We start from the raw sequence: 14,753 nt of genomic DNA, 5'->3' as shown, positions 1-14,753 counted from the left end.
GGCTGATGCGTCGATAAACCGGTGTGGTTTCGGTGAACTGGTGTGTCGGTGTGCAGATATGTCGGTACGTCAATCTGTTCGACGGACTGGGCTGACTCGGCGCGAACCGCTTCACTGCCAGGATCTTCCCCGAAAGTGGAGCCGTACGCGGGGACTTGGGTTGCTCCTGCCGGGTGACCCCGGGAGCCGATAGGCGGGTCAGCGGACTGTCCGCGCATCCGATAATGGGTCAACAGATCACCGGCGTACGGTTCGTCGGGCTGCGCGGGGCGGCATCGGGCTGCACCGGGCGCCGGGCTCGGAGTACCCTTCCGTGATCACTGGAGACGGGCGTCCAGACGCAGAAGGCGGTGCACGGGTGAGCTCGGGAGGTCTGGAGCTGCCCCCTGGTGACAGCGGTCACGAGGGTGGCCCGGCGGACGCACCGGGAGGCGCGGCGGGCGGAGTGCCCGGCGGGTCCGGAGGGGTGCCGGGCGGGGTCGGCGGCTTGCCGGGTGGTGCGCCGGGCGGCGCCGGGGGCGTGCCGGCCGGAGCGGTCTCGCTGGCGGACTCGCCGGCCGCCGGGAGCGCGCGGGCCGGGGCCGAACTGGACTGGGGCGCGGACGCGTGGAGCGAGGTCCGCACCCGGGCCCAGCGGGCGGGCCGGGCGTACATCTGGCTGAATCTGATCGAACAGCGGCTGCGGTCGGTGGTCGGGGCGGTGCTGCGGCCCATCTACGAGCCCGTGCACGGCGAGGACGACTGGGTGGTCGCCGCCGCCGGACCCGCCGGGCAGGAGTGGGTGCAGCGGGCCGTCGCCGTGCGCGAGGTCAGCCGGCGCAAGGGCTACCTGCTCGACCCCGCCGACGACAACGTGCTCAGCTTCCTGACGCTGCCGCAGCTGCGCGAGCTGATGGTCCAGCACTGGCCCTGCTTCGAGCCGTACTTCGACGACCGGCGCGAGATCGAGCTCGCCCTCGACGAGCTGGAGGTCACCCGCAACGTCGTCTCCCGCAACCGGGCCCTGTCGCGGGCGGTGCTGGAACAGGCCGAGCGGGCCTCGGCGCGGCTGCTGGAGGTGCTGGGCGGGGGCTCCGGCTCGCCGTCGGCGGACCGGCTGCCGATCGACGCGGTCGAGGACCTCGTCGGCGACCGGTACGCGGACGTGGTCTCCGTCCACCCCGACCGGGTGCGGCTCCAGCGGCAGCTGCCGGCCGAGGACCTGTTCGGCGGGGCCCGGCGGCTCGACGCCATCGGCATAGGCCTGAACCTGCTGGTCCAGAACTTCTCCGGCCGAAGACTCGTCCGGCTCACCGAGGCGGGCTGCCGGGTGCGGCTGCTGTTCCTGAACCCGGCGAGCAGCGCGGTCAAGCGGCGCGAGCGGGAGCTCGGGCTGCGCAAGGGCGAGCTCAGCCGGTCGGTGGAGATGAACATCCTGCACGTGCGGCGGGTGCGGGCCGGGCTGCGCGACCCCTCCCGGTTCGAGATCCACGTCTTCGACGAGACGCCGCGCTTCACGGCGTACCTGGTGGAGGGGGAGGCCTCGGGCATCGCGGTGGTCCAGTCGTACCTGCGGCGGGCGCGGGGCATGGAGGCGCCGGTGCTGGTGCTGCGGGGCGGCGGCGCGCGGAGCCCCGCGGGGGACGCGGGCCACGGAGAGAACGGACTTTTCCCCACATACAGGGAGGAGTTCGAGTCGATCTGGCAGGACTCCCGGCCGGTGTCGTGACTGTCAGTGGCCCGTGTCAGGCTGAAAGTCGTTGACCGGAAGTACGGGGGAGGATGCGTGATGGGGGAGTCGAGGGGCTCGGAGCCGTCGGGGGACTCGCAGGCGCAGTGGCACGGCGGGGTGCTGGTCGGGTTCGATCTGGAGACGACCGGCACGGAGCCGGGCGAGTCGCGGATCGTCACCGCGGCCGTGGTCGAGGTCCGCGGCGGCGAGGTGCACGAGCGGCGCACCTGGCTCGCGAACCCGGGCATACCGATCCCGCGGCAGGCCTCGGCCATCCACGGGATCAGTACGGAGCGGGCCGTCACCGAAGGCCGCCCGGTGCGGGAGGTCGCCGACGAGGTCGCGGAGGTGCTGGTGAGGCAGTGGCGGCAGGGCGCCGTCGTCGTCGCGTACAACGCGGCCTTCGACCTGAGCCTGCTGACGGCCGAGCTCGCCCGCCACGGGCTGCCGTCGCTCGCCGACCGGCTCGGCGGGGCGGCGACCGGGCCGGTGGTCGACCCGCTGACGATCGACCGGGCCGTGGACCGCTACCGGCGCGGCAAGCGGACGCTGGAGGCGGTGTGCGGAGTGTACGGGGTCACCCTCGACGCCGCGCACGACGCAGGGGCCGACGCCCTCGCCGCGGTCCAGGTCGCCCGCGCGATAGCCGCCCGGCACCCGGAGGTGGCCGCCCTCGCCCCGGATGTCCTGCACACCCGCCAGGCCGCCTGGCACGGGCGCTGGGCCCGGGACTTCGAGGCCTACCTCCGCCGCCAGGGCACCGCGGACGCGGTGATCGACCCGGCATGGCCGCTGCGGGGCACGGCGGAGGCGGGGTCGGGGGCCGAGGCGGCGGCCGGGGTGCCGGCCTAGGGGCCCGCCGCCCGCGCCCCCCGGGATGCCCCCGGACCGCCCTCTCCTCCGACGGGCCGTCAGAAGGCGTGCCAGCGCAGGAGCGGGTCCGCTTCGCGCAGGGAGCCGACGCGGCGGCGGAATTCGGCGAGGGCCGCGGGGTTGGCCGGGGCGTGCTGGGCGACCCAGGCGCAGCTGGCCGTCTCGCGGGCGCCGCGCAGCACGGAGCAGCCCTCCCAGTCGCGCACGTCCCAGCCGTAGGCGGCGGTGAACGCGTCGTACGCCTCGGCGGGCAGGCCGTACCGGTCGCGGGAGAGGGCCATCACCACCAGGTCGTGCTCGCGCAGGTCGAAGGAGACGGTCTCCAGGTCCACCAGGACCGGGCCGCCGGGGCCGACGTGCACGTTGCGGGGCAGGGCGTCGCCGTGGATCGGGCCGCGCGGCAGGTGCGGGGTCAGCGCAGACACCTGGGCCGCGTACGCGTCGCGGCGGGCGCGCAGGTATGCCGCGTCCGCGGGGTCGATGGCCGCGCCAGCCAGCCTCAGCCAGCGCTCGACGCCGCCGAGCAGGTCCCGGGCGGGCAGGGCGAACGGCGGTTCGGGCAGGGCGTGGATCTGCCGCAGCAGAGCCGCCAGGTCCTGCGGACCCGCCGGGCGGACCGCGTCCGGGAGGCGGTGCCAGACGGTCACCGGGTGGCCGTCCACCAGCCGCGGCCGGGGCTCGGCCGCCCGGACCGCCGGGATCCCCGCCTGCTCCAGCCAGCCGGCCACGGCGAGCTCGCGTTCGGCCCGTTCCAGCAGCGACGCCTCCCTCCCGACCTTCACGACGAGGTCGGCGGTGGCGAACACCGCGTTCTCGCCCAGCGAAAGGAGCGCGGGGGCAGGGCCGTCGCTGAGTCCTGCCGCGGCCAGTACGGCCCTGGCGTGTGCCTCGTCCATGGCCCCAGTCTCGCATCGGCCCGCGCCGAGAAGGCCGCCGGGACGGGAGCCGCACCGGTGCGCTGACGCCGCCGGCGCACGACGGCTCGCACTATCGTGCGGACATGAGCGACACGATGTATGCGGCCCTGCTGCGGGGGATCAACGTGGGGGGCAGGAAGAAGGTGCCCATGGCCGAGCTGCGCGAGGTGATCGAAGGGCTCGGCCACGGCGACGTGCGCACCTACGTGCAGAGCGGCAACGCCGTCTTCAGCGCCCCCGCGGAGCGGGACGCCGACGCCCTCGCGCGGGAGCTGGAACAGGCCGTCGAGGCGCGGTTCGGGTTCCCGGTGGCGTGCCTGGTGATCGACGGAGCCCGTCTGCGGGCCGTGGCCGAGGCCTGCCCGTTCCCGGCCGGGGAACTGGAGGGGAGGCAGCTGCACGTGACGTTCCTGTCGGAGCAGCCGGATCCCTCCCGGTTCGCCCGGATCGAGGCGTCAGAGTTCCTGCCGGAGGAGTTCCGCGTGGGGGACCGGGTCCTCTACCTGTACGCGCCGGACGGCCTCGGGCGCTCCAAGCTGGCCGAGGCCCTCCACCGGCCGGCCGTGCTCAAGGGCATCGACGCCACCACCAGGAACTGGAACACGGTCGTCAAGCTCGTGGAGATGACCGGCGACTGAGATCGGCGACTGAGCCCGGAAAACGGGTGGGACGGGCAAGCCGCCCGTTGCTACTGTGCGGAGCACCGTGGCAGGACGCGAGGAGGTGACACCCATGAACGCAGTATCGAGGTGGGTGCTCCCTCCTTCCGTCACGGTGTGCGACTGACCCAGGTGTCGTCGGGAGCGCCTTCACAACCAGGCACTCCGAAAGGCGACAACCATGAACTCCCTGATGGTCGACCGCGTGTCCGAAACCCAGTGGCAGGCCGTCTCCGGCGGCCGCACCGTCGGCCACGGCGACGTGGCCCAGCGGTCCGACGGGCGGCTCTTCGTCAGCATCGACGTGTGGCAGGACGAGGCCTTCGGCCGGCTCGCCGCCGCGATCCTGGCGGACCTGCCGGCCCCTCTCCACGCCCTGGTCGACGAGGCCGACCCCGACCTGAGGTCCCGCTGGGAGCAGGCCGGCTTCACCCTCGCCCGCCGCGAGGGCGAGTACGTCCTGTCCACCGACCCGTACGAAACCGGGCTCGCCGCGGTACGGGCGCCGGAGGGCGTCACGGTCCTGCCCGGCGCGGAAGCGGACGAGGAACTGCTGCGGGCGCTGGACCGCGCGATCCGCGAGGAGGTCGAGGCGGCCGTCGGATGGCGCACCATGCCGGCCGAAGTCCTGCCCTGCCCCGCCGGGGCGCTGCCGCTGGACCCGGCGAGGTACACCGTGGCGGTCCGGGACGGCGTCTACGCCGGGCTGGTCCGTGTGGTTCCGGTCCGCCGCCGGGCGCGGATCGGACTGGTCGCGGTGCGGGCCGGCCACCACCGCCGAGGCATCGGACGGGCGCTGCTGGCCCATGCGCTGGGCTCGCTGCACGCCGTGGGGATCGGCTCGGCCTGGGCCGAGGTCGATGCGTCCAACACCGCCGCGATCAAACTGCTGGAGCGCATCGGCGCCCGCCGGGCCGGCAGCAACCTCGAACTGGTGCGCCGCTAGGCCACGTCCCCGGCACACCCTTCTCCCACCCCACCACACACCCGATTCGAGAAACGAGGGACCTTGGCGAGGACCGCGAACGGCCTGGAAATCGAGGGCACCGTCGTCGAATGCCTGCGCAACGCCACCTTCACGGTGGAGCTCCACAACGGGCACCACGTGCTCGCCCACATCAGCGGGAAGATCCGCAAGAACCACATCAGGATCCTCCCGTTCGACCGGGTGCTCGTCGAACTCAGCCCGTACGACCTGACCCGCGGCCGGATCCTGTACCGCTACCGGACCTGAGCCGAGGGGAGCGTGCGCCCGGGCCGGCCCGGGCGCACGCCCCGGGCCGGCGCGGGAGGCCCGTGTCCCTTCCGCCTGGCTCCGGGCCGGGCCGGTTCAACTCCAGTCGATGTCGCGCTGGCGCTCCAGCGGGGCGCGTTCCGCCAGGGCCCTCGGCACCGCCAGGGTGTCCGCGTTGGCCATGGCCGTCGGGAAGCGGAGGTGGGCGCGGTTCTGGATCTCGCTCAGCTTCACCTGGAACACCCGGAACTCGTTCAGGTCGAGCGACTCGGCCAGGTTCAGGCTCTGCGTCAGCAGGAACGCCTTGCACTTCAGCGTTCCGCCCTCCGTGTACACGAGCACCTTCCAGAACTCCCGCGGTATCTGCACACCGCGGAAGAAGCGGTCGTCGCGCAGGAAGACCGGGCCGCCGAAGACGCTGACGCGCAGGTCGTCGACCTCGACGTCCTCGAAGACCGCGTCCTCCAGCCGCCCCCACAGGCCGTTGCGGGCGCTCTGGTTGAAGTCGTCCATCTGCGGAGTGATGTTCGTGTAGAAGAACGAGTCCCGGTTCGCCTTCTGCGCATCGGGCAGCGGTCCCCACAGCAGATCGGCGCGCCGCGCGATGTGGCCCCGGTCCAGCCGGTCGTCCTTGTACAGCTCGTTGCTGACCTGGGCCGCCGCCGGCAGGCGCGGGTCCTTGCGGAAATCGATGCCCTTGCGGTCCAGTTTCTTGATGCTGCCGCCGTCTATGTTCCAGGCCACCCAGATCGCGAACCGCCGCGGCGCGCTCAGCGCCAGCGAGAAGTGCGTGTACGGGATGACCTCGGAGCCGTTCAGTTCGACGGCGTCCGTCTTGATGGTCGGGTTCAGCTTGGGGGTGGCGATCGGGGTCGAGAGGAAGTCCGTGTCGTAGCCCGGCGCGGCGGCGTCCTCCGCCTGCTGCGGCCGCTGGAGGGTGAGCGGGTCCTGCCCGTCGCCCGAGAGGGCCGGGGTGGCCCTGGGCTTCGTGTGGGAGGACGCGTGCTTCGTGGCAGCCATCGAAGGCTCCCTTCACGCAGGGAGTTCGGGCGCGGGAAGCCCCGCCGGCGCGAACAGGCAGGCGCTCCCCGCTCGTGCGTACACATCCAGCGTACGACCGGGCCCCGGGGCAGGCGCGGCGAGCACCGCCCGCTTCCGGGCCGTGAGACGGATGGTTGCCGCGTCAAGGTTTCGCCCGGTGGACGGTTGAACCCGCCTGCCTGCGCCCGCACATCCGCCGGAAGCCGAAGCCGCCGGCTGTTCGGGCACCGGGCACCGGGCCCCGTTCCGAAGCCGAGCCGCCGAGAGACGCCACACGCGGCCCGCCGTGCCCCGGCCGCAACCCGGAAGGCCGCATGTGCCAGGCTCCTGGCCATGCGTTACATCATCATCGGCGCCGGAGCGATCGGCGCGACCATCGGCGGGCGGCTCGCCGGAGCGGGCCGCGAGGTCGTCCTCGCCGCGCGCGGCGCGCACGCGGAGGCGCTGCGGGCGGACGGGTTGAGGCTGACGACGGCGGACGGCACCCGGATCCACCGGCTGCCCGTGGTCGCGGGCCCGGACGAGTTGGGCGAACTGCGGCCGGACGACGTCCTGCTGCTGACCGTGAAGACGCAGGACGCCGTCGCCGCGCTCGACGCGTGGGGCGACGCGGAGGTGGCGGGCGGCGGCACGGCGGCGCAGCGGCTGCCGGTGCTGTGCGCACAGAACGGCGTCGAGAGCGAGCGGCTCGCCCTGCGGCGCTTCGCGCGGGTGTACGGGGTCTGCGTGTGGCTCCCGGCGACGTTCCTCGAGCCGGGGGTGGTCAGTGCGCTGTGCGCGCCGCTGACCGGGATCCTGCACCTCGGGCTCGCCGCCGGCGGCGCGGATGCGCGGGTGCGGCGGGTCGCCGCCGATCTGGAGGCCGCCGGGTTCGAGGCGCCGGTGGTGGACGACGTGATGCGGTGGAAGTACGCCAAGCTGCTGGGGAACCTCGGCAACGCCATCCAGGCCACCACGGGGCCCGAGCCCGCCCCGGCCAAGGCGGCCCTGCTGCTGCGGGCCCGGCGGGAAGGGGAGGCGGTGCTGCGGGCCGCGGGAATCGCGTGGGCGTCGGCGCAGGAGGAAGCGGCGGCGCGGGAGGGCAAGGTGGTCCCCGCAGCGGAGGCCGGTGTGCGGGGCGGCTCGTCCTGGCAGTCGCTGCGGCGCGGTACCGGGTCGATCGAGGCGGACTACCTCAACGGGGAGGTGTGCCTGCTGGGCCGGCTGCACGGGATCCCGACCCCGGTCAACGAGACGCTCCGCCACGCCGCGAACATCTTCGCCCGGCAGTCCCTGCCGCCGGGCGCCATGTCGATCGCTGACCTGACGGCCCTGGCCGACGAAGCCGAGTCCCGCCGGTAAGCCGCGCCGCCGAAGCCGCGGCCGCGGTTTGCCGCTGCGCGGAGCCTTCCCCCACCCCGCCCCTTCCCGAAACCGTGGCCTGCGGCCCCGGCCCCCGCTCCGCCTCAATCGCCGGCGAGGCTGGATTTCCGCCGGGCGGTGCCGGAATTGCCGGGCAGCGGCGGAATCAAGCCCGCGCGGCGTTTGAGCGCACCGGGCGCGCAGCGCACGGAACCGGGTCCGGGCGGAGCCCGGTTCGGGAAGGGGCGGGGAGGGGACAGGCTCCGCGCAGCGGCAGACGGGGGCTACGCCGTCAGGGCCGGGCGGAGCGTGGTGGCGCGGGACCCGTCGTAGCGGGTCAGGAGGAGGCGGGCCAGTTCCGGGGCGGGGCCGAGGACTTCGGCCAGGGTGTCGGCCCCGGCCGCCGCGGCGCCCGCGGCGATCCGGTCCGGCAGCCGCCCGGGGGCGATGACGTACGGGGCCACCGCGACCCGGCGGCACCCCTCGGCCCGCAGGGCCCGTACGGCGTCCTCCGTGGAGGGAAGCGCGGCGGAGGCGAACGCAGGCCGCACGGCGCACCAACCGGTGTGCCGCCACTCCCGCGCGATTTCAGCGATCACTGCGATCGCCTCCGGGTCGGTGGAACCGGCGGCCGCGAGGACGACACCGGTCGTCGCACGGTCCGCCGGGGTGAGCCCCGCCTCCTCCAGCCGGCGTTCCAGCGCGGCCGTCAGCAGGGGCGAGGGCCCCAGGACGTCGGCCACGCGGACCGACAGGCCCGGCAGCCGGGCCGTGGCCTCCGACAGCACCGCCGGAACGTCCGCCTTCGCGTGGAAGGCCCGGGTCAGCAGCAGCGGCAGCGCGACCACGTCGCGCACGCCGTCGCCGTGCAGGGCGGCGAGCACCTGCTCGACCCGGGGGGCGTTGAAGTCGAGGAACGCCGTCTCCACGCGCAGCCCGGGCCGCAGCGCCCGCGCCCGCCGGGTGAGGGCGTGCACGGTCGCCGCGTGCCGCGGATCGCGGCTGCCGTGGGCGATGACGAGCAGGACGGGGGCGGTGGACACGTCGGATCAGCCCTTGACCAGCAGGCCGCGGCTGCGCAGCACCCACCGCTCGAGCGGGCTGAAGATCAGCAGGTCGATGGCGATGCCGACGACGAGGATGAGGATGATCGCGAGGAACACGCCGGGCAGGTCGATGTTGTTGCGGCCGTTCTCCAGGAGTTGGCCCAGCCCCAGGCCCAGGTCGGGGGAGGAGGCGATGATCTCGGCGGCCATCAGGGAGCGCCAGGAGAAGGCCCAGCCCTGCTTGAGGCCGGCGACGTAGCCGGGCAGCGCGGCCGGCATCACGATGTGCCGGGCGCCGCGCAGTCCGGTGGCGCCGAGGGTGCGCCCGGCCCGCAGGAACAGCGGCGGGACCTGGTCGATGCCGGAGACGAGGCCGTTGGCGATGGAGGGGACAGCGCCGAGCAGGATGACGGTGTACATCATGGCGTCGTTCAGGCCGAACCAGAGCACGGCCGGCGGCACCCAGGCGACCGAGGGCAGGGACTGCAGGCCCTGCAGGATCGGGCCGATCGCGGCGCGCACGAACTTCACGCGGGCGACGAGCAGGCCGAGCGGGGTGCCGATGGCCAGGGCGAGGAGGAAGCCGAGCAGGCCGCGGGAGACGGAGGTCCAGACGACCTCCAGCAGCGTGCCCTTGAGCCACATCTCGGACAGGCTGTGTCCGACCGCGGACAGCGGGGGCAGCTTGGCGGCGTCGGTGACCTTCGCCGAGACGAGGACCTGCCAGACCACCAGCACCAGGCCGACCGCGAGGAACGGGGGCAGGACCTTCTTGGTGAGGACCTCGCGCACCGGGGTGCGGTGGGTCTGGACGGCGTCGAGGGCGTCGAGGCCTGCTTCGAGGCCGGCGAGGTCGTCGGCCTTGGCCGGCTTGGGGGCGGTGTCAGTGCTGGCCATGGCGGCGGATCTCCCCACGCAGGTGTTCGGTGATCTCGAGGGACAGTTCCGCGACGTCCGCGTCCTCGATGCGGCGCGGCTGCGGGATGTCCACGGCCCATTCCTTTGCGACCCGGCCGGGGCGCGAGGAGAGCAGGACGACGCGCTGGGCCAGACGGACGGCTTCGCGGACGTTGTGGGTGACGAACAGGACCGACAGCCCCCCCGCGGCGGAGCCGCTGGTGTTCGCAGCTTCCCAGATGCGGGTGAGTTCGCCGTGCAGGACGTCGCGGGTGATGGCGTCCAGCGCCGCGAACGGCTCGTCCATCAGCAGCAGCCGGCTGTCCTGGGCCAGCGCGCGGGCCAGGGCGACGCGCTGGCGCATGCCGCCGGAGAGTTCGTGGACGCGCTTGCCGTACGCGCCGCCGAGGCGGACGAGCTCCAGCAGCCGTTCGGCCTCCGGCTTGCGCTCGGCCTTGGCCACCCCGCGCAGGCGCAGGGCCAGTTCGATGTTCTTGCCCGCGGTCAGCCACGGGAAGAGGGCGTGCTCCTGGAACATCAGGGCCGGGCGGCCGCCGGGGGTCTCGATCGACCCCGCGGACGGCCGGTCCAGGCCCGCGACCAGGTTGAGCAGGGTGGACTTTCCGCACCCCGACGCCCCCAGGAGGGTGACGAACTCTCCGGGAGCGACATCGAGGCTGATGTCGTCCAGGACGAGCTGCGATCCGGCCGGGCCGGAGAAGGACTTCGAGACGTGCTCGATACGGGCGGCGTGCGCGTGCTCCGCTACCGCGCCCTCGGCAGCCTTGGCGAGAGTGGTGGCCATGGTCGTCACCTCCTGGGGTTTGCTGGGCTACGGACTTACTTGGCGCCGAGACCGGCGTCGGCGACCTCGGGCTTTCCGGCGGCCTTGAGCACCTTGTTCAGGAGCGACAGGTCGTAGATGCCGGCGAGGTCGGGCTGCTCGATGAGCTTGGCCTTGACCGCCCAGTCGGACTCGGTCTTCAGCGTGGAGGCCAGCGGGTCGTCGGTGACGAGGATGCTCTTCCAGGCCGGGTCGATGACGGCCGGCTCCAGCTCCTTGCCGCTCAGCGCCTTCAGGGCCGCGTTGGCGGAGGCCTTCGCCTTGTCCTGGTTGGCGTTGATCCACTCGTTGGTCTTCACCGTGCCGCGCAGCACGGCCTCGACGACGTCCGGGTGCTCCTTGAGGAACTTCTGCGACACGATGACGTTCGTGATCACGAACTTCTTGTCGGGCCACAGGGAGGTCTCGTCGAGGAGGACGGAGCCGCCCTCGGACACGAGCTTGGACGCGGTGGGCTCGGGCACCCAGGCGCCGTCGATCGAGCCCTGCTTGAAGGCGTCCGGGGTGACCTTGTTGTCCGTACGGACGACGGAGACGTCGCCCTTGCCGGACTCGGGGTCGACCGACCAGCCCTTCTCGGAGATCCAGTTGAGGAACGCGACGTCCTGCGTGTTCCCCTTCTGCGGGGTGGCGATCTTCTTGCCCTTGAGGTCGTCCAGGCTCTTGACCTTGTCCGGGTTCACCACCAGCTTGACGCCGCCGGAGGCGGAGCCGGAGATGATCCGCAGGTTGGAGCCCTTGGACTTCACGTAGCCGTTGATGGACGGCGAGGGGCCGATGAAGCCGATGTCGAGAGAGCCGCCGTTGAGGGCTTCGATCTCGGACGGTCCGGCGTTGAAGGTCTGCGGCTTGAGCTGGGTGCCGCCCAGCTCCTTCGCGATCAGGCCTTCCTGGATGCCGACCAGGGCGGTGGCGTGCGTCAGGTTCGGGAAGTAGCCGACGCGGACCTCGGAGGCCGACAGCTTCTTGGCGTCGTCGGCGACGGCCGCCTTCTTCTCGTCGGTCTTCTCGGCCTCGGAGCCGTACCCGCACGAGGCGAGAGCGCCGATCAGCAGCGGGAGGGCGGCGGCTGCGGCGATGCCGCGGCGCAGGGTCTTGGCGGTGGTACCGGGGGTGGCAGGCACGGGAGGGCTTCCTCTCGACGCGCCGTCTTGGGATTACGGCGCAGGTCTTCGTCTGTGGTGCAGGGGCAGGTACAGCTCGTGGGGGGTGAGGGCGCGCAGGCAGTGCGCGTACGTCATCGCGCACATCGCGCCACCCCTCCCTGGCCGCTGCCGAGGGCGCCGCTGCCTACGCGGCCGCCCTCCTTCGCGAAGGTGGTGTAGATGTCGGTCAGCATGATCTAGAAGTCCCACCCTTCTTCGTCCGCCTGTACGGCCTCGGCCGCGGAGGCGAAGGACTCGCCCGCCATGCCGGCCGCCAGGGTGGTTCCGTCGGCCGGGTCGATCAGCAGGAAGGACCCGGTGCGGCGCGAGTCGGCGTACGCGTCGAGCGCGAGCGGCTCGGCGGTACGGACGACCACGCGGCCGATGTCGTTGGCCACCAGCTGCCCGGGGTTCGGGTGCTGGGAGAGGTCGTCCAGCGTCAGCCGGGACGGGATCTCCCTGACGATCGCCTTCACCGTGCGCGTGGTGTGCTTCAGCAGCACCCGCGCCCCCACGGCCAGCGGCTGGTCCGCGACGTGGCAGACGGTGGCGACGACGTCCTGCGTGGTGGCCGGGGCGCTCGCGGTCGGCGCGATCAGGTCGCCGCGCGAGATGTCGATGTCGTCCTTGAGCCGGACCGTCACCGACTGCGGCGCCCACGCGATGTCCACCGACTCACCGAGCGCGTCGATGCCCTCGATGACCGAGGTACGGCCCGACGGCAGCACGGTGACCGGCTCGCCGACCCGCAGCACGCCGGAGGCGATCTGGCCCGCGTAGCCGCGGTAGTCGGGGTGCTCGGCGGTCTGCGGCCGGATCACGTACTGCACCGGGAAACGGGCCGGGCAGGCGGTGAGGTCGTGGCTGACCGGGACGGTCTCCAGGTGCTCCAGCACCGTCGGCCCGCCGTACCAGTCCATGTTCGCGGACGGCTCCACCACGTTGTCGCCGGCCAGGGCCGAGATCGGGATCGCGGTGATCTCCGGCACGCCCAGCTCCGAGGCGTAGGAGGTGAACTCCTCGGCGATCCTCGCGAAGACCGCCTCCTCGTAGCCGACCAGGTCCATCTTGTTCACGGCGAGGACCACGTGCGGGACGCGCAGCAGCGCGGCGACCGCGGCGTGGCGGCGGGTCTGCTCGATGACGCCGTTGCGGGCGTCGACGAGGACCACGGCCAGGTCCGCCGTAGAGGCACCGGTGACCATGTTCCGGGTGTACTGCACGTGCCCGGGGGTGTCGGCCAGGATGAACCGGCGCCGGGCGGTGGCGAAGTAGCGGTAGGCCACGTCGATGGTGATGCCCTGCTCCCGCTCGGCCCGCAGGCCGTCGGTCAGCAGCGCCAGGTCCGGGGTGTCCTGGCCGCGGTCGGCCGAGACCCGCTCCACGGCCTCCAGCTGGTCCTCCAGGACCGACTTGGAGTCGTGCAGCAGACGGCCGACCAGGGTGGACTTGCCGTCGTCGACGGAACCCGCGGTGGCGAAGCGCAGCAGCGTCGTCGCGCTGAGCTGCTCGGTGGTGCTGGTCATGGCTAGAAGTACCCTTCGCGCTTGCGGTCTTCCATCGCGGCCTCGGACAGCTTGTCGTCGGCGCGGGTCGCGCCCCGCTCGGTCAGGCGGGAGACGGCGATCTCGGCGATCACCGCATCGAGGTCGGCGGCGTCGGAGTCGACGGCGCCGGTGCAGGACATGTCGCCGACGGTGCGGTAGCGCACCAGCCGCTTCTCGACCGTCTCGCCCTCCTTCGGGCCGCCCCATTCACCCGCGGTCAGCCACATGCCGTTGCGCCGGAAGACGTCCCGCTCGTGGGCGAAGTAGATCTCCGGGAGCTCGATCCCCTCCCGCGCGATGTACTGCCAGACGTCCAGCTCGGTCCAGTTCGACAGCGGGAAGACGCGGACGTGCTCGCCGGGCGCGTGGCGGCCGTTGTAGAGCTGCCACAGCTCCGGGCGCTGGCGGCGCGGGTCCCACTGGGAGAACTCGTCGCGCAGGGAGAACACGCGCTCCTTGGCGCGGGCCTTCTCCTCGTCGCGGCGGCCGCCGCCGAACACGGCGTCGAACTTCAGCTGCTGGATGGCCTCGGTGAGGGGGACCGTCTGCAGCGGGTTGCGGGTGCCGTCCGGGCGCTCGCGGAGCTTGCCGGCGTCGATGTACTCCTGCACGGAGGCCACGTGCAGGCGCAGGCCGTGCCGGGCGACCGTGCGGTCGCGGTACTCGATGACCTCGGGGAAGTTGTGGCCCGTGTCGACGTGCAGCAGCGCGAAGGGCACCGGCGCGGGGGCGAAGGCCTTGAGCGCCAGGTGCAGCATGACGATGGAGTCCTTGCCGCCGGAGAACAGGATCACCGGCTTCTCGAACTCGCCCGCCACCTCGCGGAAGATGTGCACCGCCTCGGATTCGAGGGCGTCCAGGTGCGACAGCGCGTAGGGCGCGTCGGAGCCGGACTCGGTGTGCAGGTGCGCGGCGGTGGTCATGCCAGACCCCTCTCGGTGAGCAGGGCGTGCAGGGCGGAGGCCGACTCCTGCACGGTCTGCGTGTGCGATTCGATCCGCAGGTCCGGGGCCCCGGGGGCCTCGTACGGGTCGTCGACACCGGTCAGACCGGAGATCTCGCCCGCCGCCTGCTTGGCGTACAGGCCCTTCACATCACGCTCGGAGCACACCTCGACCGGGGTCGCGACGTGCACTTCCAGGTAGGTCGTCCCGGCGGCGGCGTGCCGCTTCGCGACGGCCTCGCGGCTGTCGGCGAACGGGGCGATCACCGGGACGAGGGCCTTCACACCGTTGCTGGCGAGGAGTTCGGCGACGAAGCCGATCCGCTGGACGTTGGTGTGCCGGTCCTCGCGGGTGAAGCCCAAACCGGCGGAGAGGAACTCGCGGATCTCGTCCCCGTCGAGGACCTCCACCCGGTGGCCCTCGGCGCGCAGCCGCTCGGCCAGCGCGTACGCGATGGTGGTCTTGCCCGCGCTGGGCAGACCGGTCAGCCACACGGTGGCTCCCTGGCCGGTCACGCTCATCCGCTTCTCCGTAGGTTCCGTGGTTTTCGGGGT

General features: G+C 72.8%; 15 protein-coding genes. 6 read left to right on the top strand and 9 right to left on the bottom strand.

The window, feature by feature from the left end; all coding sequences use genetic code 11:
- Nucleotides 1–520: 520 nt before the first annotated feature.
- Both AB0953_RS21945 and AB0953_RS21940 read left to right on the top strand, forming a co-directional pair.
- Entirely contained in the window at nt 521–1,708 is a 1,188-nt protein-coding gene (locus AB0953_RS21945; RefSeq protein WP_366861196.1) for an SAV2148 family HEPN domain-containing protein, read from the top strand.
- A gap of 60 nt (nt 1,709–1,768) precedes the next feature.
- Nucleotides 1,769–2,563, top strand: coding sequence for an exonuclease domain-containing protein (locus tag AB0953_RS21940; protein ID WP_366861195.1), 795 nt, complete (start codon nt 1,769–1,771; stop codon nt 2,561–2,563).
- A gap of 59 nt (nt 2,564–2,622) precedes the next feature.
- On the opposite strand, the gene AB0953_RS21935 is transcribed toward AB0953_RS21940, so the two are convergent.
- On the bottom strand, nt 2,623–3,480 hold the full coding sequence (locus AB0953_RS21935) for an aminoglycoside phosphotransferase family protein (protein WP_366861194.1): 858 nt from the start codon (nt 3,478–3,480) through the stop codon (nt 2,623–2,625).
- A 104-nt stretch (nt 3,481–3,584) separates the two neighbouring features.
- Here AB0953_RS21935 and AB0953_RS21930 point away from each other — a divergent pair, with 104 nt between their 5' ends.
- The 3 genes from AB0953_RS21930 (at nt 3,585) to infA (ending at nt 5,394) form a co-directional block, all read left to right on the top strand.
- Nucleotides 3,585–4,139: a DUF1697 domain-containing protein gene (locus AB0953_RS21930; RefSeq protein ID WP_366861193.1), complete on the top strand. Its 555-nt coding sequence runs from the start codon at nt 3,585–3,587 to the stop codon at nt 4,137–4,139.
- 202 nt (nt 4,140–4,341) lie between these two features.
- The gene (locus AB0953_RS21925) at nt 4,342–5,106 is read left to right on the top strand and encodes a GNAT family N-acetyltransferase (RefSeq protein ID WP_366861192.1); all 765 of its coding nucleotides are present in this window, start codon (nt 4,342–4,344) and stop codon (nt 5,104–5,106) included.
- 63 nt (nt 5,107–5,169) lie between these two features.
- Nucleotides 5,170–5,394: a translation initiation factor IF-1 gene (gene infA, locus AB0953_RS21920; RefSeq protein WP_366861191.1), complete on the top strand. Its 225-nt coding sequence runs from the start codon at nt 5,170–5,172 to the stop codon at nt 5,392–5,394.
- 96 nt (nt 5,395–5,490) lie between these two features.
- Here the strand turns inward: infA and AB0953_RS21915 are convergent, their stop codons facing one another.
- Complete coding sequence (locus tag AB0953_RS21915) at nt 5,491–6,414, bottom strand: DNA/RNA non-specific endonuclease (RefSeq protein ID WP_366861190.1); 924 nt, start codon at nt 6,412–6,414, stop codon at nt 5,491–5,493.
- A 354-nt stretch (nt 6,415–6,768) separates the two neighbouring features.
- Here AB0953_RS21915 and AB0953_RS21910 point away from each other — a divergent pair, with 354 nt between their 5' ends.
- Nucleotides 6,769–7,776: a 2-dehydropantoate 2-reductase N-terminal domain-containing protein gene (locus AB0953_RS21910; RefSeq protein WP_366861189.1), complete on the top strand. Its 1,008-nt coding sequence runs from the start codon at nt 6,769–6,771 to the stop codon at nt 7,774–7,776.
- Between the two features lie 284 nt (nt 7,777–8,060).
- On the opposite strand, the gene AB0953_RS21905 is transcribed toward AB0953_RS21910, so the two are convergent.
- From AB0953_RS21905 to cysC, 7 genes are all read right to left on the bottom strand, one after another.
- Nucleotides 8,061–8,819, bottom strand: a complete 759-nt coding sequence (locus tag AB0953_RS21905; RefSeq protein WP_366861188.1) for a sirohydrochlorin chelatase — start codon at nt 8,817–8,819, stop codon at nt 8,061–8,063.
- Nucleotides 8,820–8,825: 6 nt separating this feature from the next.
- Nucleotides 8,826–9,719, bottom strand: a complete 894-nt coding sequence (locus tag AB0953_RS21900; RefSeq protein ID WP_366861187.1) for an ABC transporter permease subunit — start codon at nt 9,717–9,719, stop codon at nt 8,826–8,828.
- Nucleotides 9,706–10,524: an ABC transporter ATP-binding protein gene (locus AB0953_RS21895; protein ID WP_366861186.1), complete on the bottom strand. Its 819-nt coding sequence runs from the start codon at nt 10,522–10,524 to the stop codon at nt 9,706–9,708. Before AB0953_RS21895 ends, AB0953_RS21900 begins: the two co-directional genes overlap by 14 nt.
- A 35-nt stretch (nt 10,525–10,559) precedes the next feature.
- Nucleotides 10,560–11,687, bottom strand: a complete 1,128-nt coding sequence (locus AB0953_RS21890; protein ID WP_366861185.1) for an aliphatic sulfonate ABC transporter substrate-binding protein — start codon at nt 11,685–11,687, stop codon at nt 10,560–10,562.
- Between the two features lie 218 nt (nt 11,688–11,905).
- Nucleotides 11,906–13,234 (bottom strand): GTP-binding protein, encoded by a 1,329-nt coding sequence (locus tag AB0953_RS21885; protein ID WP_366861184.1) that lies wholly within the window; start codon nt 13,232–13,234, stop codon nt 11,906–11,908.
- A gap of 2 nt (nt 13,235–13,236) precedes the next feature.
- Nucleotides 13,237–14,178, bottom strand: a complete 942-nt coding sequence (gene cysD / locus AB0953_RS21880) for a sulfate adenylyltransferase subunit CysD (protein WP_366861183.1) — start codon at nt 14,176–14,178, stop codon at nt 13,237–13,239.
- Nucleotides 14,175–14,720, bottom strand: a complete 546-nt coding sequence (cysC, locus tag AB0953_RS21875; RefSeq protein ID WP_366861182.1) for an adenylyl-sulfate kinase — start codon at nt 14,718–14,720, stop codon at nt 14,175–14,177. Before cysC ends, cysD begins: the two co-directional genes overlap by 4 nt.
- Between the last annotated feature and the right edge of the window lie 33 nt (nt 14,721–14,753).

The sequence above is a fragment of the Streptomyces sp. NPDC046866 genome, assembly GCF_040704625.1.
Taxonomy (GTDB): Bacteria; Actinomycetota; Actinomycetes; order Streptomycetales; family Streptomycetaceae; genus Streptomyces.
Note: the sequence above shows the minus strand (reverse complement) of the source record. Positions and strands in the feature narration are given on the sequence as shown.